This window comes from Frankia sp. QA3, from assembly GCF_000262465.1.
Taxonomy (GTDB): domain Bacteria; phylum Actinomycetota; class Actinomycetes; order Frankiales; family Frankiaceae; genus Frankia.
This window is the reverse complement of sequence record NZ_CM001489.1, coordinates 3,421,899-3,447,382: the sequence shown is the minus strand read 5'-3', so window position 1 is coordinate 3,447,382 and position 25,484 is coordinate 3,421,899. Positions and strand designations below refer to the sequence as shown.

The 25,484-nt window shown below is 74.9% G+C and carries 20 protein-coding genes; 6 read left to right on the top strand and 14 right to left on the bottom strand.

Features of this window, described 5'->3' with window-relative positions:
• Window positions 1-100 precede the first annotated feature (100 nt).
• Window positions 101-1,054 carry a bifunctional 2-polyprenyl-6-hydroxyphenol methylase/3-demethylubiquinol 3-O-methyltransferase UbiG gene (locus FRAQA3DRAFT_RS14165; RefSeq protein ID WP_009739719.1) on the top strand — a complete coding sequence of 318 codons (954 nt, stop codon included), beginning with the start codon at window positions 101-103 and terminating at the stop codon, window positions 1,052-1,054.
• Between the two features lie 98 nt (window positions 1,055-1,152).
• On the opposite strand, the gene FRAQA3DRAFT_RS14160 is transcribed toward FRAQA3DRAFT_RS14165, so the two are convergent.
• The 3 genes from FRAQA3DRAFT_RS14160 to FRAQA3DRAFT_RS14150 are packed head-to-tail and all read right to left on the bottom strand — an operon-like array spanning window position 1,153 to window position 4,771.
• On the bottom strand, window positions 1,153-2,175 hold the full coding sequence (locus FRAQA3DRAFT_RS14160; RefSeq protein WP_009739718.1) for a glycosyltransferase: 1,023 nt from the start codon (window positions 2,173-2,175) through the stop codon (window positions 1,153-1,155).
• Window positions 2,172-3,392 carry a glycosyltransferase family 4 protein gene (locus FRAQA3DRAFT_RS14155; RefSeq protein WP_009739717.1) on the bottom strand — a complete coding sequence of 407 codons (1,221 nt, stop codon included), beginning with the start codon at window positions 3,390-3,392 and terminating at the stop codon, window positions 2,172-2,174. The genes FRAQA3DRAFT_RS14160 and FRAQA3DRAFT_RS14155 overlap by 4 nt, the downstream gene beginning before the upstream one ends.
• Window positions 3,393-3,403: 11 nt before the next feature.
• Window positions 3,404-4,771 (bottom strand): acyltransferase, encoded by a 1,368-nt coding sequence (locus tag FRAQA3DRAFT_RS14150; RefSeq protein WP_009739716.1) that lies wholly within the window; start codon window positions 4,769-4,771, stop codon window positions 3,404-3,406.
• A 151-nt stretch (window positions 4,772-4,922) separates the two neighbouring features.
• On the opposite strand from FRAQA3DRAFT_RS14150, the gene FRAQA3DRAFT_RS14145 reads away from it, so the two are divergent.
• The gene (locus FRAQA3DRAFT_RS14145; protein WP_009739715.1) at window positions 4,923-5,645 is read left to right on the top strand and encodes a bifunctional 2-polyprenyl-6-hydroxyphenol methylase/3-demethylubiquinol 3-O-methyltransferase UbiG; all 723 of its coding nucleotides are present in this window, start codon (window positions 4,923-4,925) and stop codon (window positions 5,643-5,645) included.
• Between the two features lie 47 nt (window positions 5,646-5,692).
• Here the strand turns inward: FRAQA3DRAFT_RS14145 and FRAQA3DRAFT_RS14140 are convergent, their stop codons facing one another.
• Window positions 5,693-7,369: a hypothetical protein gene (locus tag FRAQA3DRAFT_RS14140; RefSeq protein WP_009739714.1), complete on the bottom strand. Its 1,677-nt coding sequence runs from the start codon at window positions 7,367-7,369 to the stop codon at window positions 5,693-5,695.
• Window positions 7,370-7,380: 11 nt separating this feature from the next.
• Window positions 7,381-8,259, bottom strand: a complete 879-nt coding sequence (locus tag FRAQA3DRAFT_RS14135; RefSeq protein ID WP_009739713.1) for a glycosyl transferase — start codon at window positions 8,257-8,259, stop codon at window positions 7,381-7,383.
• Between the two features lie 202 nt (window positions 8,260-8,461).
• On the opposite strand from FRAQA3DRAFT_RS14135, the gene FRAQA3DRAFT_RS14130 reads away from it, so the two are divergent.
• The 3 genes from FRAQA3DRAFT_RS14130 to FRAQA3DRAFT_RS14125 all read left to right on the top strand — a co-directional run bounded on the left by FRAQA3DRAFT_RS14130 (window position 8,462) and on the right by FRAQA3DRAFT_RS14125 (window position 11,834).
• Window positions 8,462-9,364: a class E sortase gene (locus FRAQA3DRAFT_RS14130; RefSeq protein WP_009739712.1), complete on the top strand. Its 903-nt coding sequence runs from the start codon at window positions 8,462-8,464 to the stop codon at window positions 9,362-9,364.
• Window positions 9,365-9,367: 3 nt separating this feature from the next.
• Window positions 9,368-9,526: a hypothetical protein gene (locus tag FRAQA3DRAFT_RS36050; RefSeq protein ID WP_009739711.1), complete on the top strand. Its 159-nt coding sequence runs from the start codon at window positions 9,368-9,370 to the stop codon at window positions 9,524-9,526.
• 589 nt (window positions 9,527-10,115) lie between these two features.
• Window positions 10,116-11,834, top strand: coding sequence for a bifunctional diguanylate cyclase/phosphodiesterase (locus tag FRAQA3DRAFT_RS14125; RefSeq protein WP_232292045.1), 1,719 nt, complete (start codon window positions 10,116-10,118; stop codon window positions 11,832-11,834).
• Window positions 11,835-11,893: 59 nt separating this feature from the next.
• Here FRAQA3DRAFT_RS14125 and FRAQA3DRAFT_RS14120 read toward each other — a convergent pair whose 3' ends face one another.
• The 5 genes from FRAQA3DRAFT_RS14120 to FRAQA3DRAFT_RS14100 are packed head-to-tail and all read right to left on the bottom strand — an operon-like array spanning window position 11,894 to window position 17,868.
• Window positions 11,894-13,492, bottom strand: a complete 1,599-nt coding sequence (locus FRAQA3DRAFT_RS14120; protein WP_009739709.1) for a Gfo/Idh/MocA family oxidoreductase — start codon at window positions 13,490-13,492, stop codon at window positions 11,894-11,896.
• Window positions 13,489-14,166 carry a protein-tyrosine-phosphatase gene (locus tag FRAQA3DRAFT_RS14115; RefSeq protein WP_009739708.1) on the bottom strand — a complete coding sequence of 226 codons (678 nt, stop codon included), beginning with the start codon at window positions 14,164-14,166 and terminating at the stop codon, window positions 13,489-13,491. The genes FRAQA3DRAFT_RS14120 and FRAQA3DRAFT_RS14115 overlap by 4 nt, the downstream gene beginning before the upstream one ends.
• Window positions 14,163-15,014 carry a TylF/MycF family methyltransferase gene (locus FRAQA3DRAFT_RS14110; RefSeq protein ID WP_009739707.1) on the bottom strand — a complete coding sequence of 284 codons (852 nt, stop codon included), beginning with the start codon at window positions 15,012-15,014 and terminating at the stop codon, window positions 14,163-14,165. Before FRAQA3DRAFT_RS14110 ends, FRAQA3DRAFT_RS14115 begins: the two co-directional genes overlap by 4 nt.
• Complete coding sequence (locus tag FRAQA3DRAFT_RS36045; protein WP_009739706.1) at window positions 15,011-16,639, bottom strand: lipopolysaccharide biosynthesis protein; 1,629 nt, start codon at window positions 16,637-16,639, stop codon at window positions 15,011-15,013. Before FRAQA3DRAFT_RS36045 ends, FRAQA3DRAFT_RS14110 begins: the two co-directional genes overlap by 4 nt.
• The gene (locus FRAQA3DRAFT_RS14100; RefSeq protein ID WP_009739705.1) at window positions 16,636-17,868 is read right to left on the bottom strand and encodes a glycosyltransferase family 4 protein; all 1,233 of its coding nucleotides are present in this window, start codon (window positions 17,866-17,868) and stop codon (window positions 16,636-16,638) included. Before FRAQA3DRAFT_RS14100 ends, FRAQA3DRAFT_RS36045 begins: the two co-directional genes overlap by 4 nt.
• A 349-nt stretch (window positions 17,869-18,217) precedes the next feature.
• On the opposite strand from FRAQA3DRAFT_RS14100, the gene FRAQA3DRAFT_RS14095 reads away from it, so the two are divergent.
• Window positions 18,218-19,213 carry a UDP-glucuronic acid decarboxylase family protein gene (locus FRAQA3DRAFT_RS14095; RefSeq protein ID WP_035920988.1) on the top strand — a complete coding sequence of 332 codons (996 nt, stop codon included), beginning with the start codon at window positions 18,218-18,220 and terminating at the stop codon, window positions 19,211-19,213.
• A 47-nt stretch (window positions 19,214-19,260) separates the two neighbouring features.
• Here the strand turns inward: FRAQA3DRAFT_RS14095 and FRAQA3DRAFT_RS14090 are convergent, their stop codons facing one another.
• The 4 genes from FRAQA3DRAFT_RS14090 to FRAQA3DRAFT_RS14075 all read right to left on the bottom strand — a co-directional run bounded on the left by FRAQA3DRAFT_RS14090 (window position 19,261) and on the right by FRAQA3DRAFT_RS14075 (window position 25,389).
• Complete coding sequence (locus FRAQA3DRAFT_RS14090; protein WP_009739703.1) at window positions 19,261-21,144, bottom strand: heparinase II/III family protein; 1,884 nt, start codon at window positions 21,142-21,144, stop codon at window positions 19,261-19,263.
• Window positions 21,141-22,940: an FkbM family methyltransferase gene (locus tag FRAQA3DRAFT_RS14085; protein ID WP_009739702.1), complete on the bottom strand. Its 1,800-nt coding sequence runs from the start codon at window positions 22,938-22,940 to the stop codon at window positions 21,141-21,143. Before FRAQA3DRAFT_RS14085 ends, FRAQA3DRAFT_RS14090 begins: the two co-directional genes overlap by 4 nt.
• The gene (locus tag FRAQA3DRAFT_RS14080; RefSeq protein WP_009739701.1) at window positions 22,937-24,307 is read right to left on the bottom strand and encodes a glycosyltransferase family 4 protein; all 1,371 of its coding nucleotides are present in this window, start codon (window positions 24,305-24,307) and stop codon (window positions 22,937-22,939) included. Before FRAQA3DRAFT_RS14080 ends, FRAQA3DRAFT_RS14085 begins: the two co-directional genes overlap by 4 nt.
• A 62-nt stretch (window positions 24,308-24,369) precedes the next feature.
• Window positions 24,370-25,389, bottom strand: coding sequence for an NAD-dependent epimerase/dehydratase family protein (locus tag FRAQA3DRAFT_RS14075; RefSeq protein WP_009739700.1), 1,020 nt, complete (start codon window positions 25,387-25,389; stop codon window positions 24,370-24,372).
• Between the last annotated feature and the right edge of the window lie 95 nt (window positions 25,390-25,484).

The following is a 25,484-nucleotide window of genomic DNA, read 5'->3' as shown; positions in this document are numbered from 1 at the left end:
TCGGTGCCCTGATCCTCGGTGGCTGCTGTCCATCGATGCTCGTCGGCCCGGTGCGCGGCGGCACGCTCGGTGCCGTCTGTCCGGCCGAGAGGATGCGAGCATGGCTGGCAGGGGATCCACCGTCGCACGCCGGCTACGCCCGCTGGCGGGGTTCGTCGTGGCGACGGCCGGTGCGCAGAACTTTCTCGGCGCGCGATGGGTGCCGGCAGTACTGGCCGTGACTCCGGCCTGGCAACGCCAGGAGGTCGCGCTGCGCCTGCTGGCCTGGAGCCCGCACTATTTCAAGTCCGACGAGCACGACCGCCACGCCGCGGCCGAGCGCAACCGGCGCACCCGGCAGGTGCTCGCCGACGAGGTGCTCGGCCGCTACCTGCATGCGGACGACGATGTCCTCGACGTCGGCTGCGGCCCCGGCTATCTGGCCGCGGCCGTGGCGCCGCGGGTCCACTCGGTGACCGCGGTCGACGTTTCCCGCGGGGCGCTGGCGTGCGCGCGGGTGCTGAACCCGGCCCCGAACCTGGACTACGCCACCGTCGACGAGTTCATCCGCGGCGGCCGTGACGTCGACGTCGTCTACTCCGTCGCGGTCGTGCAGCACCTCACTGACGAGGCGTTCGCGCGGGCACTGCGCGGCTGGCACGCCGCGCTGCGGCCCGGCGGCCGGCTGCTGGTGCATGTGGTCGTCGACGACGCAGGCTGGCGGACCGAGGCGCAGTGGCGCGCCGAGCGCGGACTCGTCGGCCGGCTGAAGTTCCGGTTCGCGCTGAACTGCTTCGGCCGCAGCGCCGACCAGGTGCGTCGGCTCGTCACGGCAGCCGGATTCGGTGAGCTGGATCTCGTGCCGATGGCCTCGCTCGTCGACGTCGACGACGACGTCGCCGGCCAGCACCTGCTGGTCGCCCGCCGCCTGGACGTGGCCGCAGCGTCCGCGGCGACCCCCTCCCGCGGGCTCGCGGTGCCCGTCCAGGCGACCCCCGTCGAGCCGTTCGACCTGGAGCCGTTCGACCTGGAGCCGATCGTCCCAGTGACGGCGGACACCGACCCGCCCCGCTGAGCGGCGGACCCGTTGCGCGCAGTGGACCCGCCCGGCCGCGGGCTGGGTCGAGTCCGGGCGGGCGCGACTGCGACCGCGCTCGCCGGGACTGCCCGCGCTCAGCCCGCGGCGCCCTCCCCGAGGAGCAGGTCGAAGTAGGGCCCACGGTCGAACGGGTTGTCCTGATCCGGCTTCAGGTCCGCGTCGAGCGCGGCATGCATCGCGGCGGCGATCTCCTCGGCGGTCTCCCGCTCGTAGCCGACCAGCGCCGGCCCGGCGATCTCGCGGTTGTGGGCGGTGTCCAGCGCGATGACCGGCACGCCCATCATCCGACCCTCGGCCATGGGATAGCCGAAGGACTCGAGCTCGGCCGGGAAGAAGATGGCGTCACACCGGACCATCATGTCGATGACCGTGGCCGCTGGGTGCTCCCCGACGAGCCGCAGGCGTGGATGACGCGCCACCTCGGGATCCTCGATCAGGGCGGCCCGGCCGGTGACGGTGATGGTGGCCTCCACGTGGTGGGGCGGGCCGGCGAGGATGTCGAGGGCCGCGAGCCCCGCGCGCAGTCGGCGGGTCATCAGCTTGTGCGGGGTGATGATGATGGGGCACAGGAAGTCGACTGGTCCGCCGGCCGTGTCGCGCTCCCGGCGTTCGTCCGCGAGGGCCCGCAGCAGGGCCGCGTCCGGCGGTGTGACCGGGTTGAATGCCACGACCAGCCGGTTGCGCACTGACGGCGCGATCCGCATGACCCGTTCGGCCATGCTCGTCGACGGGACGACGATGCGGTCGGCGCGGCGCATCGTCGCCCACACGACTGGGGCCTGCGCGTGCACGGCGGGACTGATCCGCAGCCCGAGCGAGCGCAGCTCGTCCGTCCGCAGGAAGTGCTGGGGGCCGTGGATGAGGACCCGGCGTTCCCGGCCGGCGGCCACGAAGGCCACGTTGTTCAGTGCCAGCGACCGGTCAAACCGTTCGCCGGTGCGCTCGCGGCGCAGCAGCCAGAGCCCGGTCAGGACCCGGTCGCGGCCGATCAGCCGCATCTCAGGTAGATCGCGTTCCCGCAGGTAGAGGTCGAACTCGTTCAGCAGGCGCTTCGCGCCGCCGATGCGGGCACCGGCGCAGTCGACGAGGATCTTCATGTTGCTCCCGAGTGAGAGGATGCGCCGGCGCGCGCCTTGCCGCGCGAGGCGGAACCGCCTGCCGGTTGATCCGGGACGTCCCCTGCGCTGATGGCCGCGGGTGAACGCCCGGTCAGGGCGGTGAACACGAGCCGGGCGTAGTCATCCGGCCGGGTGGCCGCCTCAGCCCACTCGGCGGCGCGCCGCCCGATCCGGGCCAGCCGGGCCCGGTCGGCGAGCATGCCGCGTAGTACGTCGGCGAGTGCCCGGGCCGATTCGTCGACCGGCGTCTGGCCCGTGACGCCGTCCTGATAGGCGTCATGGCTGCCGCCGGAGGCGGGGCCCACCACGGCGCACCCGGCGAGCTGCGCCTCCAGCAGCACGATGCCGTAGCCCTCGCCGCTGGCCCGGGGGCCTCGCGGCCGGGTCCGGGTACACAGGACGAACAGGTCGGCGGTGGCGTAGAGCCGAGCGAGTACCTCATCGGTCGGGGACTCGTGCAGCTCGGTGTCGGGATGGGAGGACACCAACTCGTGCAGCGCCCCCGGGGCCGGGCCCTGCCCGGCGAGCACCAGCCGGACCGGACCGGAGGTGGCCCGCACGGACTGCACCGCCTCCAGCAGCACCGCCGCGCCTTTTCCCTCCCAGTCCGCGAGCCGGAACACGCTCAGCATGGTGGGCACGGGCGGCAGCGGCCGGCGCCGGCTCGCCTCGGCGAGCAGGGCGGCCCGCCAGGCTGGCGAGATGCCCGGCGGAAGGATGGGGGCGAGGCCGACGGTGGACAGGGCACCCGCGCTGTAGGAGCTGATCGTGACCGGGTGCAGCAGGGGGTCGGCGCGCAGGATCGCCCGGTCGGACGCGCGCATGCCCCAGATGTCGGTGCCGTAGAACAGGACCGGGCCGAAGCGGGCGCGGGTCAGCCGCAGCGCGGCGGCGGCGACCGGGATGAGATTGGCGTGACCGGCGACGACGCTGTCGGCGGGACCGAAGCGCCGGGCCGTTTCGAGCGCCCGCAGGGTGAAACGGGCCCGGGCGGCGGCGGTCAGCTCGACCCCCGGCTCCAGCATGTCGATCCGCAGCAGGTCCGCCCCGCCGGCCCGCAGCGTCTCCTCGACGGTGGTGAGGTAGCGCTCGATGCCGCCGCCGAGCCCGCGGGAGACGGTCAGCAGCAGCACACGCGCGGGATCGTCGTGGGCGGCCACGGGGGAGGATGCGAGGAAGTGGCGAGGAAGCTGCACGGAAGGTGATGCTAATCTCTCGTCTGGTGTTGGCTCTGTGTTGAGTGGCGTGTCACCAACACGTTGGGTTTCTGGGGATGCGCTTTCAGTGGCACATGTGCGGGCTGGGACGGCGCCGGGTGCCACCTCGCCCACCCGCCGTCGGCGCGGCCGGGGTAGCCGCGGGGCGCGGGGCGGGGTGCCGTGGTGGCCGCTCGGGCCCGGCCGGCGGACCGCGGGTTCTTGTGGCGCAGCGCCGGCGCCTCCACCGCGAACCAGCTCGCCGCGGCGAGCAGCACCGTCACCGTCGTGGTCAGGGGCATATAGGCGACGGCGCCGAGCCGGTGCAGGCCGTACACGGTGGCGAGCTGCTGGATCGGGAACCCGTAGATGTACAGGCCGTAGGACAGATCGTGGCGGGCGCCGACCCGGTGCAGCGGCAGCCGGACCGCCAGCCACACGCACAGGTACGCCATGGGCAGCGCGGACAGCAGGTGCTGGTCGGTGATGAGGAACGACGCGGCGAACACGACCGCGGCCATCGAGGCGAGCCGGCCCGAGAGGGGGAGACGCTCGGCGTACAGGCACAGCACGGCGCCGGCGAGGAAGTGCAGCCCGAACCGCGCCATGTCCGGGGAGAAGGGCGCCGGAAACAGGGCGCCGCCGGGACCGAGCGGGTGGATCGCGGCGAGCAGCAGCAGGGCCGCGCCGACGGCGAGGACCGGGCGGCGGCGCAGCAGGCCGACCGCGGCGAGCGCCGCGATGCCGAGGTAGCACAGCACCTCCCACCACAGCGTCCACAGCGAACCGTCCCAGGCGAGGGGCATGCCCGAGCCGGGCGCCGGATAGAAAGTCCCGCTGGGTGTGCCGCCGATGTCGTAGAAGCTCATCCGGACCAGCGCGTTGTCGGTGAGGTAGCGCAGCGCGCCGTGCGGACCGGTCAGCGGGTAGCCGCCGAGTGAGCCGTTGTCGTGCAGCCAGGCGAGCGGCGCGACGACGAGGGCGACCAGCGCCAGGCACGCCCAGAAGGCTGGCAGGATACGCAGCGCCCGGTGCCACAGGAAGCGGGGGACACTCAGCCGGACGGCGCTGCGGGTAACCAGGAAACCGCTCACCGCGAAGAAGCCGTTCACGGCGACCGCGTCGAACTCGTGGCGGCCGAGCGCCGGGGAGGTGTGCCCGCTCAGCGCCCATCCGTGGGACAGCAGCACCGTCCCGGCGAACAGCAGCCGCAACGCGCCCATGCTGTTCGGCCCGGCATACGCGGCGGCGAGGGTGGCCCGGGCCAGGCGCGCCGCCGGTCCGGCGCTCGGCGTGGCCGCCGGAGTGCGGGATCCGTCCTGGGGTGGGGTCGCCGGCGCGGGCGTGGCGTTCCCGGCCGGTCCGATGCCCGATTCCATGAAGGCTCCTTCGCGGCCGACACGGGGCCGACGGTGGTCCTGACACGACGTCGACGATTATGCGTCACGATGGAGTTACTCTATGTGAATATCGGGACCTGTGTCTGAGGTCGGGGAGGCGTGCTGTGCCGGTGGCGAGAAGGAGTCGTACATGGAACTCGATCTGCGATACCGCAACGGCGGCAATCCCGATCTGCTCGATCTGATCGACATCCGGCCGGGCCGGGCGCTCGACTGCGGCTGCGGGGCGGGGGACAATGCCCGGCTGCTGCGGGCCCGGGGCTGGCGGGTCACCGGGGTGACGATCGACCCCTCCGAGCGGGCCGCCGCGGGGGCGGAATGCGAGCGCGTCGAGCTCGCCGACCTCAACGACGGGCTGTCCTTCGCGCCGGACGGCGGCTACCAGCTCGTCCTGCTCTCCCACATCCTGGAGCACCTGGCCGAGCCGGCGCCGCTGCTGGCCGAGGCCCGCCGGGTTCTCGACCCGGCCGGGCGCATCCTGGTGGCACTGCCCAACGTGCTGCACTACCGGCAGCGCGCGCAGTTCCTGCGCGGGCGCTTCGAGTACACCGAGACCGGGCTCATGGACGCCACCCACCTGCGCTTCTACACCGCCGACTCGGCGCGGCGTCTGCTGGCGGACAACGGGCTGCGGGTCGTCGCCGCGGCCGCGACCGGCGGGCTGCCGTGGTGGCGCAGCCGTGAGGTGCTGCCGCGGGCGATGGTGCGCGGCGCGGACCGGCGGGTGCTCGCCCGGTGGCCGAACCTGTTCGCGTGGCAGGCGCTGTTCCTCGCCGCGCCCGCAACCGTGCCGCCGCAGGTCCGGCGCTCGGACGGGCTCGAGGCTGGCGTGACGGGGGTCGGCGCCGGGTGAACGTCGCGTCCGCGCCGCGACCACCGGCACCACCGGCACCACCGGGGTCACGGGATCGGGACGGGCAGACGGCGTCCGCCACCGCCGATCCGGAGATCGCCGTCGGTCGAGTGGGCCCGCCCACCGCCCGCGGGGTCCGCCACCTCGGGCCACCCCCGGCCTCGGGCGGCCGGACGCCGCCGGGAGAGCAGAAGCGTCACCAGCCGGATCGAGCCCAGGACGACGCCCAGCACCGCCAGCGACCGCACCAGTGTCACGGTGCCGAGCAGGGGCGGCGTACCGACGTCCAGCGCCGCCTGCACCAGCAGGATCCGGACCGCGACCGCGGGCACTGTCGTCGCCGCGAATCGTCGGTAGAACACGTCGAGGGCGACAACCCAGCCGCAGATGAGCAGGGTCGCCCCGCCGAGTCCCAGGTTGAGCGCCGCGTCGCCGAAGGCGGTGATGGTCGAGAAGGTGGGCAGCTCGGGTGGGAGCTCGAACACGGCGGAGCTCACGGCGTGGCCGTAGTCGACCGGGGGTTTGTCGGGGTAGAGGAACCGGGGGACTGCGCCGGCGGCCTGGTCCGCGAGGGCGACCGCATTGCGGGCGTCCGGATCGTTCCGCTGGTCCAGCGCCCGTAGCAGGTACGGGCGGTAGTCCAGCCGCCGTACCATCGTCTCCGGCGTTTGGCTCAGGGACACCGACGCCGGCCCATGTACGCCGTAGTCGGCGCTGATGGTGGCCCGCACGGACGACCCGATCAGGAACAGGGCGACGGCCGCGGCGCCGAGCAGTGCCACCGGTGCCGGGTGGCGCGCGGCGCGCGGCGCGCGTCCTCGCCGAGCTCGCGGCGAGCGTCCTCGCCGGGCTCGCGCCGAGCCGGTCGGGGGGGCCGCCGCCGCGGAACCGGACGTGTCCGTGCCGGCGGGGGCCGTCCGGCGCTCCGCGGCGATGGCGATCGCCAGGCACATCACCGGGCCCGCGCCGCGGAAGCCGGTGAACGGCAGCACGAGCAGGTGCAGGCCGAGCAGGCCGGCGGCGGCCGCGGTGGCGGGCAGCGGCGCGCCGGTGCGGTACAGAACGACGGTCGCCGCGGCGGCGAGGACCGGCCCCAGGGCGCCGAACAGCCCGGCGTATCCGCCGCCGCTGCCACCGCCGCCGACCTGCCCCACCACCCCGACCGCGCCGGAGCCGATCAGGAGCACCTCGACGGCGAGGGCCGCCGCGGAGACCGTCAGCACGCCGAGAACCATCGGCAGGCCGGGCGCCGCCCGGGTCCCGAACCCGGCCACCGACCTGGCCCGGGCGCCGGTCGCCGACGCCGTCCGGATCAGGGGCGAGGGCGGCAGGTCCCTGACCGGCGCCCGCCGCGGCGCCGCCAGCCTCCCGATCGCGCCGGCCAGCACGGTCGCCGCGATCCACAGCGCCGCGCAGGTGTCGGCCCGGCCGCCGTCGACCACGTTGGCGCCGGTCACCAGGGCGTCATGGGCCGGGGCCAGCCGCCCCGCTAGGACGAGACAGAACCCGACCGTGCCGAGGTAGGAGATGGTGAACCGAGACAGCACGCGCCGGGCGGCGACCGCGCCCCCCACGGCGACGCCGAGGCACCAGATGCCGGGCAACCCGGCGGCGACCCCCGCGACCACCAGTGGCGGGGCGCACAGCGCCGGCACTATCCCCGCCGGGCTGGTGGCGCCTGGGAGGCCGCGGGGGCCTTGCCTGCGGCGGGGGACAGCCTCCACGCGCGCTCCGACTACCGCCATGCCGTCCAGTGGGCCGCGCGCGGCTCGTCGACCCGGGGGTCGCCGGGGAGTGGTAGGGGGCCGAGGCCGTCGAGAAGGCCGTGGCGGACCAGGTTCGACGTCTCCAGCCCGCGCCCGCGCAGTACGTCCAGTACCAGGGTGCGGGGCAGGACGACGGCCGCGGTGGTGGCGGCGACCAGCGTCGTGCGCAGCCGCCAGCCGCGGATGCGGGTGAACCACAGCCGGTTGCGCACGATGTAATACGCGTTGCCGCGGCGGGGGATCGTGGCGCTGCCGGTATGCCAGGCCCGGTGCGGGCTGAGCACGACGCTCCACCCGGCCTCCCGCACCCGATAGCAGAAGTCCACGTCCTCGAAGCCGAGGAAGTACCGGCCGTCGAACGGCACCCGCCGCAGGCATTCGGCCTTGATGAACATCACCGCGCCGGTGACCCAGTCGGCCTCACAGGGCCGGTCGTCGGGTGGGCGCCGGGCCCGCGGCGCGACGAGGACCGGGCTCAGTTTCGCCGAGCCGGACTGCAGGCCATTCCCGTTGATCAGCGTGGGGGCGACGACCCCGATGTTCGTGCTGGCCAGCAGGTCCAGGCACGCCCGGATCGTCGTCTCGTCGATCCGGATGTCGTTGTTGACCAGCAGGTAGGCCCCGGCCGCCGGGTAGTCCCGGCTGGCGAGCTGGAAACCGCCGCCGAAGCCGAGGTTGCGCGGTGGCAGGATCCACGCCACGGACGTCGCCAGCTCCGCCGGCCGGGTCGAACCGTCGTTGGCCACCACGGTGACCTGGGCGATCGCCGGGCTCGCGTCCAGGCGTGCCGCGAGTTCGAGGGTGGGCTGGTGCGGACCCCAGTGGACGATGACCGCCACGGTCTTCATCGGACCCCCTGCCTCGGTCGAACGGAGCGTGCGTCCTGGCGGTCGCGCGGTAACGCCACCGAGTGGGTGCCGAGAGTAACAGAATCGTGTCACGTTGTAAGGCAAGGTGGAGGTGTCGGCCCGCCGCGTCGGGGTCGTGGCGGCCGGTCACCCTCTCGATTTGATTGCTAAAAGTAGTTGAGTGATGTCATAGAGTGATGATATGGCTGAAGCATCCTCGGTCCCGGCGGCCGAAGACGAGCAGGGAACCGCGGCGGGCGGTCCGGCGGCGGGCGGGCTACCCGGACCCGGCCGGCCGCCCGGTCCGGCGGCCGACGCGCCCACGGTGCTCGTGGAGAGCTCGGTGCCCGTGGAGAGCTCGGTGCCCGTCGAGGGTCCGGTGCCCGTCGGTGGACGCGGTCCCGCAGCCGGGTGGCGGATGCTCGCCGGCCGGCTGGCTCGCGGACTCGGCGAGCTGCTGATCACGGCTGGGATCGTCGTCGCGCTGTTCCTCGCCTACCAGCTCTGGGTCACCGACGTGTTCGCCGCGCGGACCCAGGACCGCCTGCACCGCCAGCTCGACCAGGCCTGGCGGCAGCCGCCGGCGCCGCGGGCGCCCGCAGGGGATCGGGCGCGACCGGTTCCGCCGCCGGTCGACCTCGGCGACGGGCTGGCGATCCTGCGGGTGCCGCGATTCGGCCGGGGCTATTCCCCGGTCGTGGTGGAGGGTGTCGCCGCCGCGGACCTGCGTCGCGGACCAGGCCATATTCCGGGCACGGCCATGCCCGGCCAGCTTGGCAACTTCGTCGTTTCGGGGCATCGGACGACGTATGGAAAACCGTTTAGTCGTCTTGATGAATTGAAGGTTGGCGATCCCCTTGTCGTCGAGGTGCGGGACCGTTACTACAGCTACCGGGTCACTGGCTCCGAGGTCGTGGCGCCAAACCGGGTGGATGTCACCTATCCGGTCCCGAAGCGGCCGGGAGTGGCGCCGACCAAGGACCTGATCACCTTGACTACCTGTCATCCGAAGTTCTCGGCGAGCCATCGGCTGATCGTGTACGGCGAGCTGGTCGACACCGCCGCGAAGTCCGCCGAGGTTCCCCCGGGGCTCGGGGGGGAGTGAGCGATGTACGCGTGGCTCTACCGTCACCTGCCCGGTCCGCCCCGGCTCCGGTTGGCGCTCGCAGTCGTTGCCGTGCTTGCCATCGTCGCCTTGTTGATGTTTGTGGTCTTCCCGGCCGTGGAGACCGTGCTGCCGAACGGTCAGGTCACTCTGGGTGACTGATGGGGCGGGTCTATCGCTGGCGGCCCGTCGGCTGTCCGCTCGTCCGTCGCCGGACCAGCGGATTAACGAAATAGCCACGGCGTGGTCCCGCCGGGTGGCCGGGTGGAATTCGCCAACGCCTTCCCGGTCATTAGACCCCGGTCCTTGCGGGCGCGTGCCGAGGAGGCCGGACGGCTGAGCCGATGCCGGCGGAAAGTCGGGCATCGGATACCCTGCGAACTGGGCGACGTTACGCTCGGATAGCGCGGGGATCGGCGCGGGCGTGCGGCCGGCCGGGTCGGCGGAGGTGGTGGCGGGTGGGCCAGCCACGGCCCGTCAGGTGCGCGACACAAGGACATTGCGGGATCGGCTTCGGGGGAATTCGATGAAATGGCGGGATCGGATACGGCGTGGTTCGGCGTTGCGCCCCGGCGGCGTGGCACGTGGACCCGGCGGTCGCGGATGGTCACGCCGCGCGCTCGAAGGGCCGCCGCCCGTCGTCGGTGCCGGCGGGCCCGACCACCCTGGGGTCGAGCCGCCATCGGCGGGCGCCGACCCGTCCGGTCGGGGCCGCCGCGGTGTCGCCCGCCCGGCTGCGGTCGTCCTCGCCGTGCTGATCGTGCTGGCGCTCGTGGTCGAGTTCGTGCGCCCGCCGGGCTTACCCGGCTCCGCCGGTGGTGCCGGGGGCCTCGCCGCGATCTCCCTTGCCGCGGTCACGGCGGTCGCCGCGGTCCTCATCCCCGGGGTCCTGCCGGGTGGCGCTCGCGCTCGCGCCGGCATCGGGCGGGCCGTCGGGCGGGCTCGGCGGCGGCGCTGGGCCGGCGACGAGCTGACCGGGCTCGCCGACCGCCGGCACTTCCTGGACGCGGTCGGCCGGAGCCTGGGCGGCGGTGGCCACCGCGTGCGTGCCGTGACGCCGGTCGCGGTCCTGCTCATCGATCTCGACCGGATGCGCGACGTCAACGGTGCCCTCGGCCACGAGCAGGGCGACCGCCTGCTCGTCACCGTGGGCCGGCGTCTGCTCGCCGCCCTGCCCGGCTCGACCCTGCTCGCGCGGGTCGACGGCGACGCCTTCGCGGTGGTGCTGCGCGGTGGCGGGGTCGCGTGCGCCGAGCGGCTCGCGGCCGTCCTGCGGGAGGCGCTCGAACCGCCGGTCCTCCTCGCCGGCACCCCGGTTCGGCCCGACGCGAGCATCGGGATCGCCTGTTCCCCGGAGCATGGCCGGGCGGCGCTGGAGCTGTTCCGCCACGCCGAGGAGGCGATGCACGCCGCCAAGCGGTCCCGGTGCGGGCAGGCTGTCTACGCTCGCGCGCACCCCCCGATCAACCGGGCGCGGCTGCTGCTGCGTGCCGAGGTGCGCCAGGCCCTGGACCGCGGCCAGATCGAGCTGAGCTACCAGCCGAAGGCGGACCTGCGCAGCGGCCGGATCAGCGGGGTCGAGGCGCTCGTCCGCTGGCGCCATCCGGTCGACGGGGTGCGTCTGCCCGACGTGTTCCTCACCGAGCTCGACCGGGCGGGGCTCATGCCGAAACTCACCGTGCACGTCCTTGACCAGGCGCTGGCCGCCTGCGCGGGCTGGCACGCCCGGGGAGCGCCGCTCACCGTCTCGGTCAACGTCCCGGCGTCGGTCATCGTCGACCGGGCCTTCATCGGCGTGGTGCGCGCGGCGCTCGCCCGCCACCTGCTCCCGCCGTCGGCGCTGGTCATCGAGGTCACCGAGGACAGCCTCATCGAAGCCCGGGAGGCGGCCCGCCGCACGCTGACCGGGCTGCGCAGCTTCGGCGTGCGGGTCAGCCTGGACGACTACGGCACCGGCTTCTGCTCGCTGACCTACCTGCGCGAACTGCCGGCGGACGAGGTGAAGCTGGACCGCACGTTCCTGCGCGATCTCGACCGCGACCCGGCGGCGGCCGAGATCGTACGCTCCACGGTCTCGCTCGCCCACGCGCTGCGGCTGCGCATCGTCGCCGAGGGGGTGGAGACCCAGCGGTCCTGGCAGGCGCTGGCGGACTGGCAGTGCGACGAGGTGCAGGGCTACTTCGTCGCTGGGCCGATGACGGGCGACCGGGTCGTCGGGTGGCTGCGCGAGTGGGCCGCCCGGCTCGCCGTCCCCCCCGGCGCCGGGACGTCGGCGGCCGGTGCCCTGGTCGGCGCGGGCATCGCGCCGGGCGGTGCCGCCGCGGCCATCCCGGCACTGGCGGCACCACCGTCGGCCACCCCGCCGCCGCTGCGACCGGGCCAGTGGCCGGCCGGCCTGCGCGGCGCCCCGGCGCCCGCCGTGGCCTGGCGGGCCGGCTACCGGGTGCAGGCCGACCTCGCGGCCTCCTGACCGCCCGCCGCCTGCCGGGGGTGACCGCGAGCCGGCTGGCCTCAGCCCGATCCCGGGGCTCAGGAAGCCGGCCCCTGCCGGGCCGCCGCCGCGTCCAGCCGCAGCGTCAGCTCGGCGACCGCCCTGATCTCCCGCGCGCTCTCGCCCGGGGCGCCCGCGACGAGCCGCTCGCAGATCCCGCGGTACATCGCCGGGTAGCTGCCGAGCCGGTTGACCCGGCGGCGGCGCAGGATCCGCGAGCCGGCCTCGGCGGTGTAGCGGGCGCCGTCGACGACGGTCGCGGTCACCCCGTTCGCCCGCAGCTCGGTGTGCTCGCGCAGGCCGTAGCGGCTGCCGCCGGCGCTGGTCAGCACGAGGGAGAGGATCGCGTCGTTCGCGAGCTCGACGTACACCGTGAAGGTGCCCGTGCGGGCGGAGGTGACCGTGGCGCGGCGCACCGGCGCGAAGTCGTTGAGCCACAGGAAGTGGTCGATCCAGTGACAACCGTTGCTCACCAGCCGGGTGCGCGAGGCCGGCCAGCGGTACCAGTGCCGGGCGGGCAGCGGCTCCTCGTACACCACCGCGCTGTAGACCATCGGCTCGCGCGCCTCGTCGAGGCGCAGGTCGGCGCGCAGCCAGGCGTTCATCGGGGAGTGGCGACGCTGGAAACAGGCGAACAGGCGCCCGCCGCCGTCGATGAGCTTCACCAGCTCCTCGAGGTCCTCCTCGGTGGTGACCACGGGCTTCTCGACGACGGCTGCCGCACCGCGGCGCAGCGCCGCGTGGGCCAGCGGCGCGTGGGTGTGGTGGTAGCCGGCGATCAGCAGGACGTCCGCCCGCTCGTCGTCGGCCGGCAGCGGCGAGGTGTCCCACGACCAGCGGTCCGTGCGCCGGGCTCCGATCTGCACGGGATCGATCTCGTGCACGCGGATCAGGTCGAGGTGCTCGCGGACGTGCGGGACGATCTCGGTCTTGGCGTAGTGGCCGAGCCCGAACAGCGCCGCGGTGGGCCGGCCGGCGCCGGCCGCCGGACGCCCCGGCGTGCTCGTCGCGATCGGGCTGGCGCCGGCGAGCAGCCGGTCGTCCGGCCGGGCCCCGCGCCACTCGGCCGCCAACCACGCGACGAGCCGGTCGACGGCCGCCGGGTCCAGCGCGATCCCGGCCATCGGCGACCAGCCGATCAGCGTGTCGTCGAACGCCGGCAGCGGGGTCGCCGGCCGGGCCCGGTGGACGATCGTGGCCGGGTCCGGCCGGGCACCGTGCTCGACCGGCTGGTGGACGTCGACCGGGCGGATCAGGTCGCGGTGCAGGACGACCCGCTCCATGCACGCCGGATGGCAGGGCGCGACGAAGACGACGGGTGAGCCGGCCGCCGGGACGCCCGCCGACGCCTCGTCCACCCGGGACGGGTCCGGTTCGACCGTGCCCAGCCCGACCCCCACGTAGCGCCGGTTACGGTCCCGTTCTCGCAGCCGGCTGACGGTCTTGCGGGCCACCGCCCGGACCCCGAACTCGCGGGTGTACGCGGCCAGCGCCCGGGAGCTGCCCGACCGCACGAAGAACTGGCCGTCCACCGGGACCAGCGTGATCCAGACGGACGGCCGGACACGTACCTGCCCGGCCGTCGGGGTCTCGTCGAGGAAGCCGTCGACCCAGCGGTCCGCGATGAGGATCCTCATCCCGTCGCTGGCGCCCGTCCGACCGGCTGGGCACGGCACGCCTCGGCGAGCAACGCCATCGGACCCGACAGCGCTTCGTCGATCATCCGGGCGCAGGTCTCGAACGCATCCCGACCGCCCTCGAGCGGATCGGTCAGGTCGTCGACCGAGGCCGGCACGATATGGCCCGCGGCACGGGCGCGCCAGGCGGCCTCGGTCAGGTACTCCCCGGCCGTGCGCAGCTCACCCGGCGGGATGTCCGCGAGGCGCACCGCGGAGGTCAGCCGCCCGAACTCGCGCACGGTGAAGGTCCGGCGCAGGGCACGCGGCGCGAGGGTGACCACCGCCGAGCGGTGCGCCCGGGTTGAGCTCAGGACCAGGTCGCTGGCACCGACCAGCTCCGCGGTCAGCGGCCGGGTGCGAAACGCCCCGGGGTCCACGCCCCGCGCGCGCAGCAGCGCCGCGGCGTGCGGGTGCATCGGGGCCGCCGGCTGCGCGTGCACCCCGGCGCTGTGGAACACGGGCGCCGCGTCGGCCGCGGCGGTGAAGTGGGCCGCCGCAAGGTGCTCGGCCAGCGGCGAGCGGCAGAGATTGCCGGTGCAGACCATCAGCACCGTCCACGGCCGATGTCGGTCGGCCGCCTCGCGGGGCACGACCGGCCGGGCGTCGTACGGTGGCCCGCCGGGGCGGCTCATGCCGGTTGGGGCGCGCTGCCCCTGCGCCAGTACACGCCCGTCCAGTCCACCTTGATGATCGGCTCGGACACGCCGTGGGCAGCCCGGTAGTCGTCCACGGCCGCCCGGCAGCCGGGGACCGCCCCATAGTCGTCGATGATGCAGTAGCCGCCGGGGGACAGCTTCGGGTACAGCGCGCCGAGCGCGTCGATGGTGCTCTCGTACATGTCGCCGTCCAGGCGCAGCACCGCCAGGTGTTCGATCGGCGCGTTCGGCAGCGTGTCGCGGAACCATCCCGGCAGGAAGCGGACCTGGTCGTCGAGCAGGCCGTAGCGGCGGAAGTTCTCCCGCACCTGGTCGACGGAGACAACGAGGGCGGAGTACTCGTGGTGGCGGTCGCCGGCGTCGGCCGCGTAACGCGGGTCGGGCACCGGCAGCCCGGCGAACGAGTCGGCGACCCAGACCGTGCGGTCGCTGATGCCGTAGGCCGCCAGCACCCCCCGCATCAGGATGCACGCCCCACCCCGCCAGACGCCGGTCTCGATGAGGTCGCCGGGGACGCCGTCGCGGATCACCTGTTCGGCGCACTCCTGGAGGTTGCGCATGCGGCGCTCGCCGGTCATCGTGTGCGCGAGTCTCGGCCAGTCCCGCCCCTCGCCGCGGGCCTCGGGCCGGGTTCTCTTCACGATCTCCACGCCCTGGCGCTGGGCGGCCCGGGCCACGATGCGCCGGGCGCCGCCGCGCGGCTCCCACACGCTGCCGTCCCCGCCATCCCACAGCGCGAAGGTCAGGGTGGACCGGAGGAGATCGAGGTACCGCGCCGTGGTCTCGGGCAGGTCGTCGCGGGTGCCGGTCGGCGTCGTGGTCATCGTCGCTCCTGAGTGGGGAATGGATCGCCGGTGGGGTCGGTGGCGGTGCGTGGCACGGGGATCGCCGGGTGCGCGCGACCCGCGAGGTCGACCAGGCCGGCGCGCCGGGCCTCGTTCTGGCGGGCCTCGTCCTGGCGGGCGGCGCGGGCGAGCAGGCGGGTGCAGGCGAGGTAGAGCGCGGCGGCGGAGGCGCTGTAGGTGGCACCGGAGACGGCGGCCACCCCCGGCAGCCCCCCGTGGTGCAACGCGACGGCGAGCCCCAGCACGGTCGACAGCGCGACCGGCACCTGCACGGCGAGCACCGTGCGCGCCGAGCGGAAGCCGAGCAGCACGTGAATGAGCAGGTAGTCGACCGACTGGGGGATGGCGGCGAGGACGAGGATCCGGGTGGTCGCGACCGCCGGGGCGAAGTCGGCGCCATACACCACCTGGATGCCCGACGGGGTGAGCAGCGCGACCGGACCGGCGATCGCCGTGGCGATCGCGAGCGTGGCGAGGACCGTCCGGCGCACCGTGCGGGCCCGCGCGCGCGGGTCGACCATGGAGCGCAGCCGGCTGAACACCACCATGCCCGTCGCCTGGCAGATCGTCGCGCAGGCGGTGGCGAAAGCGAGCGCCACCCCGTAGAACGCCACCTCGTCGGCCGCCCGGAAGGTCGCGACCAGCAGCATGTCGAGCTTGTAGATGAGCTGGGCGCCGACGACCGTGCCGTAGGCCCCCAGCGCGCAGCGCACGAAGGCGCGCCGTGGTAGCAGCGCGCCGACCCTCGGACGCCGAGGGCCTTGCCAGCCGCGTGCAGCCCGCCCGGTGGTCCTGTGCTGCCCGGTGGTCCTGTGCTGCCCGGTGGTCCTGTGCTGCCCGGTGGTCCTGTGCTGCCCGGTGGTCCTGTGCTGCCCGGTGTCGCGGGTCCTCCTGGCGTCGAGGGTCTTTCCGGGGCGCAGCACGATCAGGTGGTAGCCGAGTGGGGGCAGCAGCGCCGTGAGCGCCAGCGCCACCATCCAGTGGCCGGGATCGCGCATACCGCTCGCGGCGAACAGGACGAACGCGCCGAGCGTCGCCGCCGCCGGGACCAGCCGCACCAGCTGGAACTCGCCGCCCATCCGCCCGCGGCGCTGCGCGAGCCCCGCCGCGTTCGATCCGACCACGGTGGCGGCGGCGAAGCAGCTCGCACCGACCACCGCGACGGCGTCCCAGTGCAGGTCGCCGCGGCGCGCGACCGCGCCGGCCGCGGTGGCGGCGAACAGGGCGCCGCCCGCCGCCGCCACGGCGCCCGCGTGCGCCAGCAGGGGGCCGAGCAGGCCGTCGTCGTCCCCGTCGTCGGTGACCAGCGCCTGGGAGACCCCGAGGCTGAGCACCATCGCGAGCATGCCGGCCCAGGTCTGCAGGGTGAGCAGCTCCCCGCGGCCGGTCGGCCCCAGCGTCCGGGCCGCCAGGGCGCCGGTGGCGGTGCCCAGTACCAGGGTGCCGGCGTTGCCGGCGAGTACCGCGACCGTCGCCCGCGACAGCCCACCTCCCGCGGCCCGCGCGGGCGGCATCACCGCACCCGCGCCGGCCGCCCCTGCCCCGGCCGCGCCCGCCCCATCCGCCACCGGCGGGGCGGCGGCCGGCCGGTCGGGAGGGGTCATCGCGGCCGTGCCGAGCGGCGCACGGTGGCGACCGCCCGGTGGAACCCGTCGATGGAGGCGTCGAGGTCGATGTCCGCGACAGCCTTCTCCGACTCCAGCGCCATCGCCGCGAGCAGGTCGGGCCGTCGGCGCAGCTCGTCGAGGATGCCGGCGAGCGCGACGACGTCGCCGACGGGGTGGATCCGGGCGTTGCGGCCAGGCCGCACGTCGTCGGTCGGGCCCATCGACCCGACCCGGTCGCTGACCACCACCGGCAGGCCGCACAGCACCGCGTCCTTGACCGCCAGCGGGTGCGGATCGCGCTGCGCCGGATGCAGGTACAGGTCGCTGGCGGCGTACAGGTGCGCCAGCCGCTCCTGCTCGACGAAACCCACGACGCGCAGCGCACCGTCGAGACCGGCCGCCGCGGCGTCGAGGGCTGGCCGCAGCACCCCGTCGCCCGCCATGATCACGACGAGCTCCCGGGCGTCGGGGTTCCGGGGGGCGCGCGCGATGATCCGCAGCGCGTCGGCGACGTCCAGCGGGCGCTTCCGGGAGATCATCTTCCCGACGCTCAGGGCGACCACGGCGTCCGGGGCGATCCCGAGCTCGGCGCGGACGGCGCTGCGGTGGGCAGCCCGATCGGTCATCGCCTTGTCCAGGGCGGCCTGCTCGGTGGGATAGGGCGTGCGGAACATCCGCTCCCGCGGGACGCCGTGGTGGGCGAGGTGGTCCTCGTTGTCGTCGCCGACGGTGAGGAACGCGTCCACACGGCCGAGCAGTGGTGGCAGGGCGAGCCGCCTGGCGGCGCGCACGCAGGCCGAGCGGCGGCCGAGCAGCTCGCTGTCGCCCATCATGAGGGTGCCGGCGCCGCGTCGACGGACCCAGGCGAGCGCCGCGAGCGAGCCGACGTGGCGGTAGCCGTGGACCAGCACGCAGTCGGGCCGCAGCCGGTCGAGCGCGGCCCAGACCCGCCCCGCCGCTCGGGCGCTGGCCACCGGCTGGCGCCACTGCGGCCGCGGCGGCAGGTCGGCGACGAACTCGTGCCGGTAGCCAGCGGTGATGTCCGGCCGCCGGCGCACCTGGGCACCGAAGCCCCGATCGAAGTAGCGGTCGAGGTCGGCCCGGGACAGGAACAGCACCCGCAGATCCACGGGTCCCTCGCCGACGGCCCGGTACAGCGGCGCGAAGTGCTGGATCGGATGGGGGACGACGGCGGTGACGGTCGCCGGCCGGGAGGTGGATGTCATGAGCGCTGTGCGCCTCCTCGGGGCCGCCGATCCGAACGGCCGGCCGGCTGCCGGGCCGCCTGGAGCGCCAGTCTTCACGATGTGTATTCGTTAATCAACGCACTGTAGATATGTGTCGCGGAACCGGTTGCCCGCGCGCCCGCTCGCCCGCTCGCCCGAATGGGCGGTCGGTGGACGGCGGGGCATCCGGTGGGCCGTGACAGTTCGTGATAGAAATCTGACTCTTCGCGAGTTGTCGGGTCGGATCTGGTGACCTGGCCAATCGGCTCCGCCGGGGCCGGCTCCGCAGCCACCGACAGCGGCGGCCCTTCGCAACGGAGCCAGGGAAGCTAGGGAAGCTGTGGTGTCCATGCGCGTCGTCGTCGCCGGGGGAGCGGGCTTTCTCGGCAGCCATCTCTGCGAACGGCTCCTGGCCGACGGGGCCGAGGTGATCTGCGTCGACAACTTCCTCACCGGCCGGCCGGAGAACATCGACCCGCTGCGCGCGCGGGGCGCCTTTCGGCTGCTGCGCCGCGATGTCACCGGACCCGTCGACGTCGCCGGGCCGGTCGACGCGGTGGTGCACCTGGCCTCTCCGGCCTCGCCGGTGGACTACCGGGCGCTGCCGCTGGAGACGCTCGCGGTGGGTGCCTGGGGCACCCGCCGGCTGCTGGAGCTCGCCCGGCGCAAGGGGGCCCGGTTCGTGCTGGCGTCCACCTCCGAGGTGTACGGCGACCCGCAGGTGCACCCTCAGTCGGAGGGGTACTGGGGCCACGTCAACCCGGTCGGCCCGCGCAGCATGTACGACGAGGCCAAGCGCTTCGCCGAGGCGCTGACCACCGCGCACCGTGCCACCCACGGCACCCGCACCGGCATCGTGCGGATCTTCAACACGTACGGCCCCCGCATGCGCGCGGACGACGGCCGGGCGGTGCCGACCTTCATCACGCAGGCCCTGCACGGCCGGCCGGTGACCGTGGCCGGCGACGGCTCGCAGACCCGCTCGCTGTGCTACGTCGACGACCTGGTGGACGGGCTGATCCGGATGCTCGACGCCGAGCATCCGGGGCCGATGAACCTCGGCAACCCGCGGGAGCTGCCGGTGCTGGAGCTCGCCCGGCTGGTGATGCGGCTGTGCGGCGCCGACGTGCCGATCGTCTTCGTCCCGCGGCCCCCGGACGATCCCACCGTGCGCCGGCCGGATGTCACCCTGGCCGGGGAGGTGCTCGACTGGCGGCCTCGGGTGGACCTGCCGGATGGGCTCGCCCGTACCGTCGGCTGGTTCCGGGACCGGGCGGCCGGACCGCCCGCGGCGCTCGTGCCCCGGCAGAGTGGGGCGTCGCGCTCGTGGGCATCCGGCGACTGACCAGACGACGTTCCCTCGCGACCAGACGACGTGACAGTGCGTGGCCCTCAGCGCCGGTTCGCGGCGTCGGGGGGCGACGGAGCGGTGCGGCCGGTGGGGATGGAGGCGCCGGCGCGGTCGCAGGGGTGGTCGGTGGCGCGGGCGGTGAGCGTCGTGTGCAGGTGGACGGGCAGCTCGGCGTCGAGCCGGAACTCGGCGGTGGGGGCGGGCACGGTCCGTTCCCAGCCGACGGCCCGGTGGGTCGTCCTCAGGTGCCAGCGGCCCGGCCCGGCGCCGCGTAGCAGGAGGCGCTGCCCGGCGGGGGTGATGACGTCGAGGGCGACGGGTCCGTGCGGGTCGCCCGGTCCGGCGGCGGCGAGCGTCACCCCGGGCGCGAAGTGGAACAGCACGGCCAGCCGGTGCCGGCCGCCGCCGCTGATCCGGTCGGAGACGGTGAGCCCGTCCTGGCCGAGCCGCCACGTCCGCCAGTGCACGGGCGCGCCCGGTAGATGGCGGTAGCCGTCGTGCCCCGCGGTCAGGGTCGCCACCCCGTCACGGTGGCGCATCGTGACGAGCGTGGGGCGGGCGCGGCGACCGGCCCGGAACGCCCCCCAGACCTCGGTCGAGTCGGCGCCGTCGATCGTGACGGTCGAGTGGGCTGCGGAGCCGCGTTCGGTGTCCCGGCGCGGCCCGGGCGCATAGGTCGAGGTGCCCGCGTCGACGAGCAGCGGGCGGCCGTCCAGCCAGAGCAGGAAGCAGAGGGTGTCCGCGTGGGCGTGCGCCGGCAGGTCGTCCGGGCAGGGCAGGCCGACGTCGGCGAGCAGGTGCCAGCCGCCGGAGGTGAGCGCCGCCAGCCCGCTGTCGGCCAGCAGCAGCCCACCGGACCGGGGGCCGGTGGGGACGTTCGTGGAGCCGGTGGGGACGTCTGTGGTGCCGGTGGGGACGTCCGCCGTGCGGCGGGGCGGGGCCGCCTGGGCTGGCACCGTCGGCAGCAGCCGGCGCAGCAGGTCGGCGCGGACCGGGAAACCGTCGTTGAGCAGGGGCACCGAGCCGTCCGGGCCGAGCACCGCGGCCAGCCAGGCCCGCATCCGGGTGATCGCGTCGAACAGTTCGGTCGGCACGGGTCGCCCCCCTGCGGCGAGCAGTCCGGCGACGTCGTCGAGGTCGGCGAGGACCTGGCAGTGGTAGGCCGGCGAGCGTTCGTAGTGGCCGCCGTCGCTGAGCACCTGCCGGCCGGTCTCGCGGACGAGCGCGCCGATCCAGCGGTCGAGCCCGCGCGGGTCATCGGCGGCCACCGACAGGGCGATCATGGCCTTGTGGTTCTTCAACAGGTGGTTGCCGCCGACGTCGGTCTCCAGGTGGGCGCGCAGGAACGACCGGTGCACGCCCAGGTCGGCGCGCAGCGCGTCCCAGGCGGGCGTGGCCTGGGCCAGCGTCGGACCCAGCGCGCACAGCGTCCACGCCCGCAGCGAGACGACGTAGGGAGACCAGACCACCGGGTGGCCCACGGCGCTGGTAGCTCGCCAGCCCAGGTACAGCCGCGCGAACAAAGCACGTTCCCGGTCGCCGCCGGGCGCCAGCGCCCAGGCCCAGTCCCAGTAGTGCAGGTGGTAGCGCCACAGCAGCGGGGCATCGGCCTGTTCCCAGTCCCACCGCGCCGGGTCCCCGGCGGCGCCGTCGCTCAGGTCGCGGGCATGGTCGAGCAGGGTCAGCCGCCCGCGGTCGAGCTCGTCGACGGTCAGCCGCGCGGGCGGGCAGTGCCCGTCCACCGGGACGAATCCGACCGGCCAGTGTCCCGGTGACGGCCGGCCGCGCAGCACCGCCGCGCCGAGGCGGGGATGGCGCCGTAGCACGGCGCGCTGCCCGCGCAGCCGGGTGCGGGCGGCGATCTGGCGCGGCCGCAGGCTCGCGACGGTGCGCAGGTATCGCCCGAGGTCCGGCGGCGGTCTCACCCCGCCAGCCCGGCGGAGACCGCGGTGGATGGCCCGTCGGCCGGGGCCGACGGCCGGGCGCGCCGCGCGTAGAGGTAGCCCGACGCCGCCCCGCCGAGGTCCCCGACCCGCCTCAGGCTGTCGTCGAGCAGGGTCACCTCGAACCCCTGCCGGCGCAGCCGCGCGATGAGGGTCGCCGGATCGCCGAACCCGGGGTGCACCTCCATCACGAGCCGGCCGACCGCGTCCAGCCAGCCGGGCTCGTCGAACAGGGCGAACTCGGCGCCTTCGATGTCGAGTCTGAGCAGGTCCACCTGGTCGACGCCGCCGGTCTCCAGGACCTGGGCCATCGTCAGCACCTCGACATCGCCGCCCCAGTGGGATGCGCCGTGGCGCGCCCGCGCATCGGCGAACACACCGGTCGACGGCCCGACCAGGGCGTGCAGCAGCTGGATGCGGTGGGAGACGCCGTTGCCGGCGGCGTGGTTGACGAACGCGGAGGCGAAGCCGCGCTGCGCCTCGACGGCGATGACGTCCGCCCCCGCCCGCGCCGCCAGCACCGAGAACAGGCCCTGGTTCGCCCCCAGATCGACGACGATCTCCCCGGCTGCCGGCGCGAAGCCGGGCAGCGCATGGTAGACCCCGCGGCAGTAGATCTCCCGGGCGTCCCCGAACGCCTTCCCGGGCAGGGTGACCTGGACGTCCGGCAGCGGGTGGTAGATGTGGCTGCCCCGGGCCATGGCCCGGTCGGCGGCGTCGAGGGTGCCTGTGTACAGGACGGCCGGGGCGTGGCGGGCGATCGCGGCGCCGAAGCGCAGCGCCGTGGGGCCGCCTGCCACGGCGGCGACGGCGCGAACGTCGCGGGTCAGCCGGCGCAGCTGGTAGGACCGGGTCATCGAGTTCGCCCGCCGGTGCGCCCCTGCCGCAGGGGCGGACCGGCCGGCGGCGCGGCGGTCCGCGGCGGCCTGCTCGGCGATGCCGATCCCGAACGGCCGCGGCCGGTGGTCGAGGTCGCGCATGGCGGCGCCGATGTCGAAGGCCTTGTCCTCGGCGAGTCGGGCGATCTGCTCGGCCTTCAACCGCGGCGCGGCGGCGTGCCGCTCGTAGGCGCGGGCAGCGGCGAGGACCGGGCGGGCCGGGACCGGGACGCAGTACACCCGGCGGCCCACGGCCGCTGCGGCCGCGGCGACGATCTCGTGCAACGGCAGCGCCCGCGGCCCGGCGACGTCGTAGCCGCGCCCGACCGCCGCGTCCGCGCTCAGCGCCCGCAGCACGGTCGCGGCCAGGTCGTCGACGTGCACCGGCTGGTGCACCCGGCGCCCGCCGCCCGGCAGCGGCAGGACGGGGACCCGGCGTACCAGCGCGAGCAGGCGGGCCATGTTGCGGTCGTCCGGCCCGCCGTAGATCATCGTCGGGCGGATGATCGTCCAGTCCAGCCCGCTGGTCTCGATCGTGTGCTCGGCCGCGATCCGTACGTGCTTGGACGGTGGGTCGAGCGAGGTGAAGATTCCGGTGGTGGACAGGAACACCGCCCGGCGGATGCCCGCCGCCTCGGCTGCGGACACGATCGCGTCGGCGTGGCCGAATCCGAGGGATGCGATGTTGAGCAGTGCCGCGCAGTCCGCCTCGGCGAACGCCGCGGTCAGCCGGGCCGGATCGTCGAGGTCGCCGGCGACGGTCGCGGCCCCCTGCCGGCGCAGCGCCGCCGCGGCCGTGGCGCTGCGTGCCAGCCCGACGACCTCGTACCCCTGCGCGACCGCGCGCCGCACCACCCGGCTGCCCAGGAAGCCCGTTCCGCCGGTGACGAGGATCCTCATGTCAGCGCCTCCGGTCCGCGTGCCATCGCCGTCTGCTGGCCGGCCGGGGCCGGCGTCGATCCCCGCTGCGGTGGGACCGCCCCGTCCGGCCCCGCGCGGGTCCACCCGTTGTCGTCGGGGCGGGCCGGTTCGGCGCCGTCGAACAGCAGCCGGCGGTAGTTCCGGGCCAGTTCGTCGCGGTCGAAGTGCCGCTCGACGTGCGCCCGGCCGGCCCGCCCCATCCGCGCCCGCCGCTGCGGGTCGGTGGCGAGCTGCGCGACGGCGGCCGCCAGCGCCCCGGGATCTTCCGGGGGTACGACGACCTGCCCGGCGGCGGTGAGGATCCGGGCGGCCTCACCGCGGACCGCGCCGACGACCGGCCGCCCGGCGGCGAGCAGCTCGAACATCTTCGACGGGATGAACGCGTCGAACATCGGTACGTCGCGCAGCGGCACCACGCAGAGGTCGGCGGCCGCGACGACGCCCGGCACCTGATCGCGGGGCACGCCGTCGTGCAGCAGCGTGTTCGCCAGCCCCAGGCCGCGGACGTGCTCGGCGAGCCGGTGCTTGTCGGCGCCCTCGCCGACGAAGGCGAACCGGATCCGGGTGTCGCCGAGCTGGGCGGCGGCGTCGGCGACCGAGGTCAGGCCGTGCGAGATGCCGTGCGCGCCGATGTAGAGCACGAGCGTCTCCGAGCCCGGCGCGCCCAGCCGCGCGCGCAGGCCGGCCGGCGCAGCGGTGTCGGGATGGAATCGGTCGAGGTCGACGCCGTTGCGCACGACGTGCACCTTGCCCGCCGCGATGCCACGGCGGACGATGTCGTCGCGGAACCCCTCGGTGACCGTGACGACCACGTCGGCGGCCCGGTAGGCGGCCAGTTCGAGGCGTTCAAGCAGGCCGAGGACGCGCGGGTTGGTGATGACGCCGAGCTGTTCGAAGATGGCGGGCCACAGGTCCCGGACCTCCACGATCAGCCGGGCGCGCCGCAGCCGGGCGAGCAGCCACGCCGAGCCCAGCGGGAAGAAGGTCGGGGAGGACACCACGACCACGTCGAACGGGCCGGTCCGCCAGCCGCCGAGCAGGACGCTGCTGACCATGAACGACAGGTGGGACAAGGTCTTGCGGACCACGCCCTCGTTGGGGGTGGCGTACAGCCGGGCGCGCACGACGCGGTAGCCGTCGACCCGCTCGGTGCGCAGCCAGGTGCCGCGGTACTCGGGCGGGATGACCCCGGTGGGATGGTTCGGCATGCCGGTGAGCACGGTGACGTCGAGGCCGTCCGCAGCCCACGCCCGGGCCGTCTCCGACAGCCTCGCCTGGGGAGCCCCGATCTCGGGCGGGAAGTAGTGCGTCACCACCAGGACACGGCGGCCGGGAAGGGTGGACACGGAGTTCGACCTCCAGCCGTCAGTCTCAGCACCTATCGCTAAAAGTAGCGTAGACCTTACTTTCAGTGATTGTCGCTGGTGTGGCCGTCCGCGTGTCGCAGGGGGCTCCCGCCGGCACCGTGAGCCGGGCGGTCGCCCGGCGGTGAACGGCGGTGGACGGCGGCGGCGACCTCATCCCAGGCCGGCTGCCCGAGCGGCAGCCGGAAGCCCCGGGCCTCGAGCCAGCCCGGCTCCTGCCCCTGGCCGAACAGCAGCAGCTCCGCTCGCCGGCACAGCGCGCTCAGCGGCGGCAGCCACTGCCCGGACGGTTCGGCGGCGCGCAGAAGCCCCCGGACCACCCGCGTCGGCAGCGTGCGCAGCGGGCGGCCCGGGGCGAACGTCTCGTAGAGGGTGCGCACGGTGTGCCCCTCGTAGGGGTGGGACACCACCAGGGGCGCGCTGTCCGCCGCCAGGATCGCGGCGACGGCCGCGCCGATGTTGCCGATCAGCGCCACCGGCACGGGCTGGTTGCCGTCCCCGCACGTCACCAGGGGCCAGCGCTGGCAGAACGCGGCGAAGGCGCTCGTCATCCGCCGTCCCGGGCCGTGCACGGAAGGCGGCCGGTAGAGGGTCACCTCGACGCGGCCGCCGGCCGCCGCGTCGCGCAGGAGCTGCTCGCCGAGGGTCTTCGACCGGGCGTAGGGGGTCACCGGCGCGTAGCGGAGGCTCTCGTCGAGCCGGGCCGACCGGCCCTGTACCGCCGCGGTGCTGACGTGGACGAGCCGGGGCACTCCCGTCTGCTCGCAGGCATCGGCGAGCAGCCGGGGCCAGGCGGCGTTGCCCCCGACGAGCCCGGGTGACAGTCGGGCCGCGGACATGGCCACCCCCGCCGCGTTCACGACCGCCCCGACGCCGTCGAGCTCGGCGGCGAGCCCCGCCAGGTGAGGCCGGTACGCGCGCTGGGGGGCCGGGGTCAGGGCCTCGCCGTCGACCCACAGCCGGCGCGCCGGGCGGGGCAGCACCTCGTGGCCGGCGCCGGCCAGCGCGGCCGCGCACGCGGCGCCGATGAAGCCGGTGGCGCCGAACAGGGCGATCCTGGTCATCGGGCCCTCCTCGGCGCCGCCCGGCGGTCCGCCCCCGGCCGGTCGATCCGGCCGGGCGTGACGGTCTGTCCGGGCGTGACGGTCTGTCCCTGTCC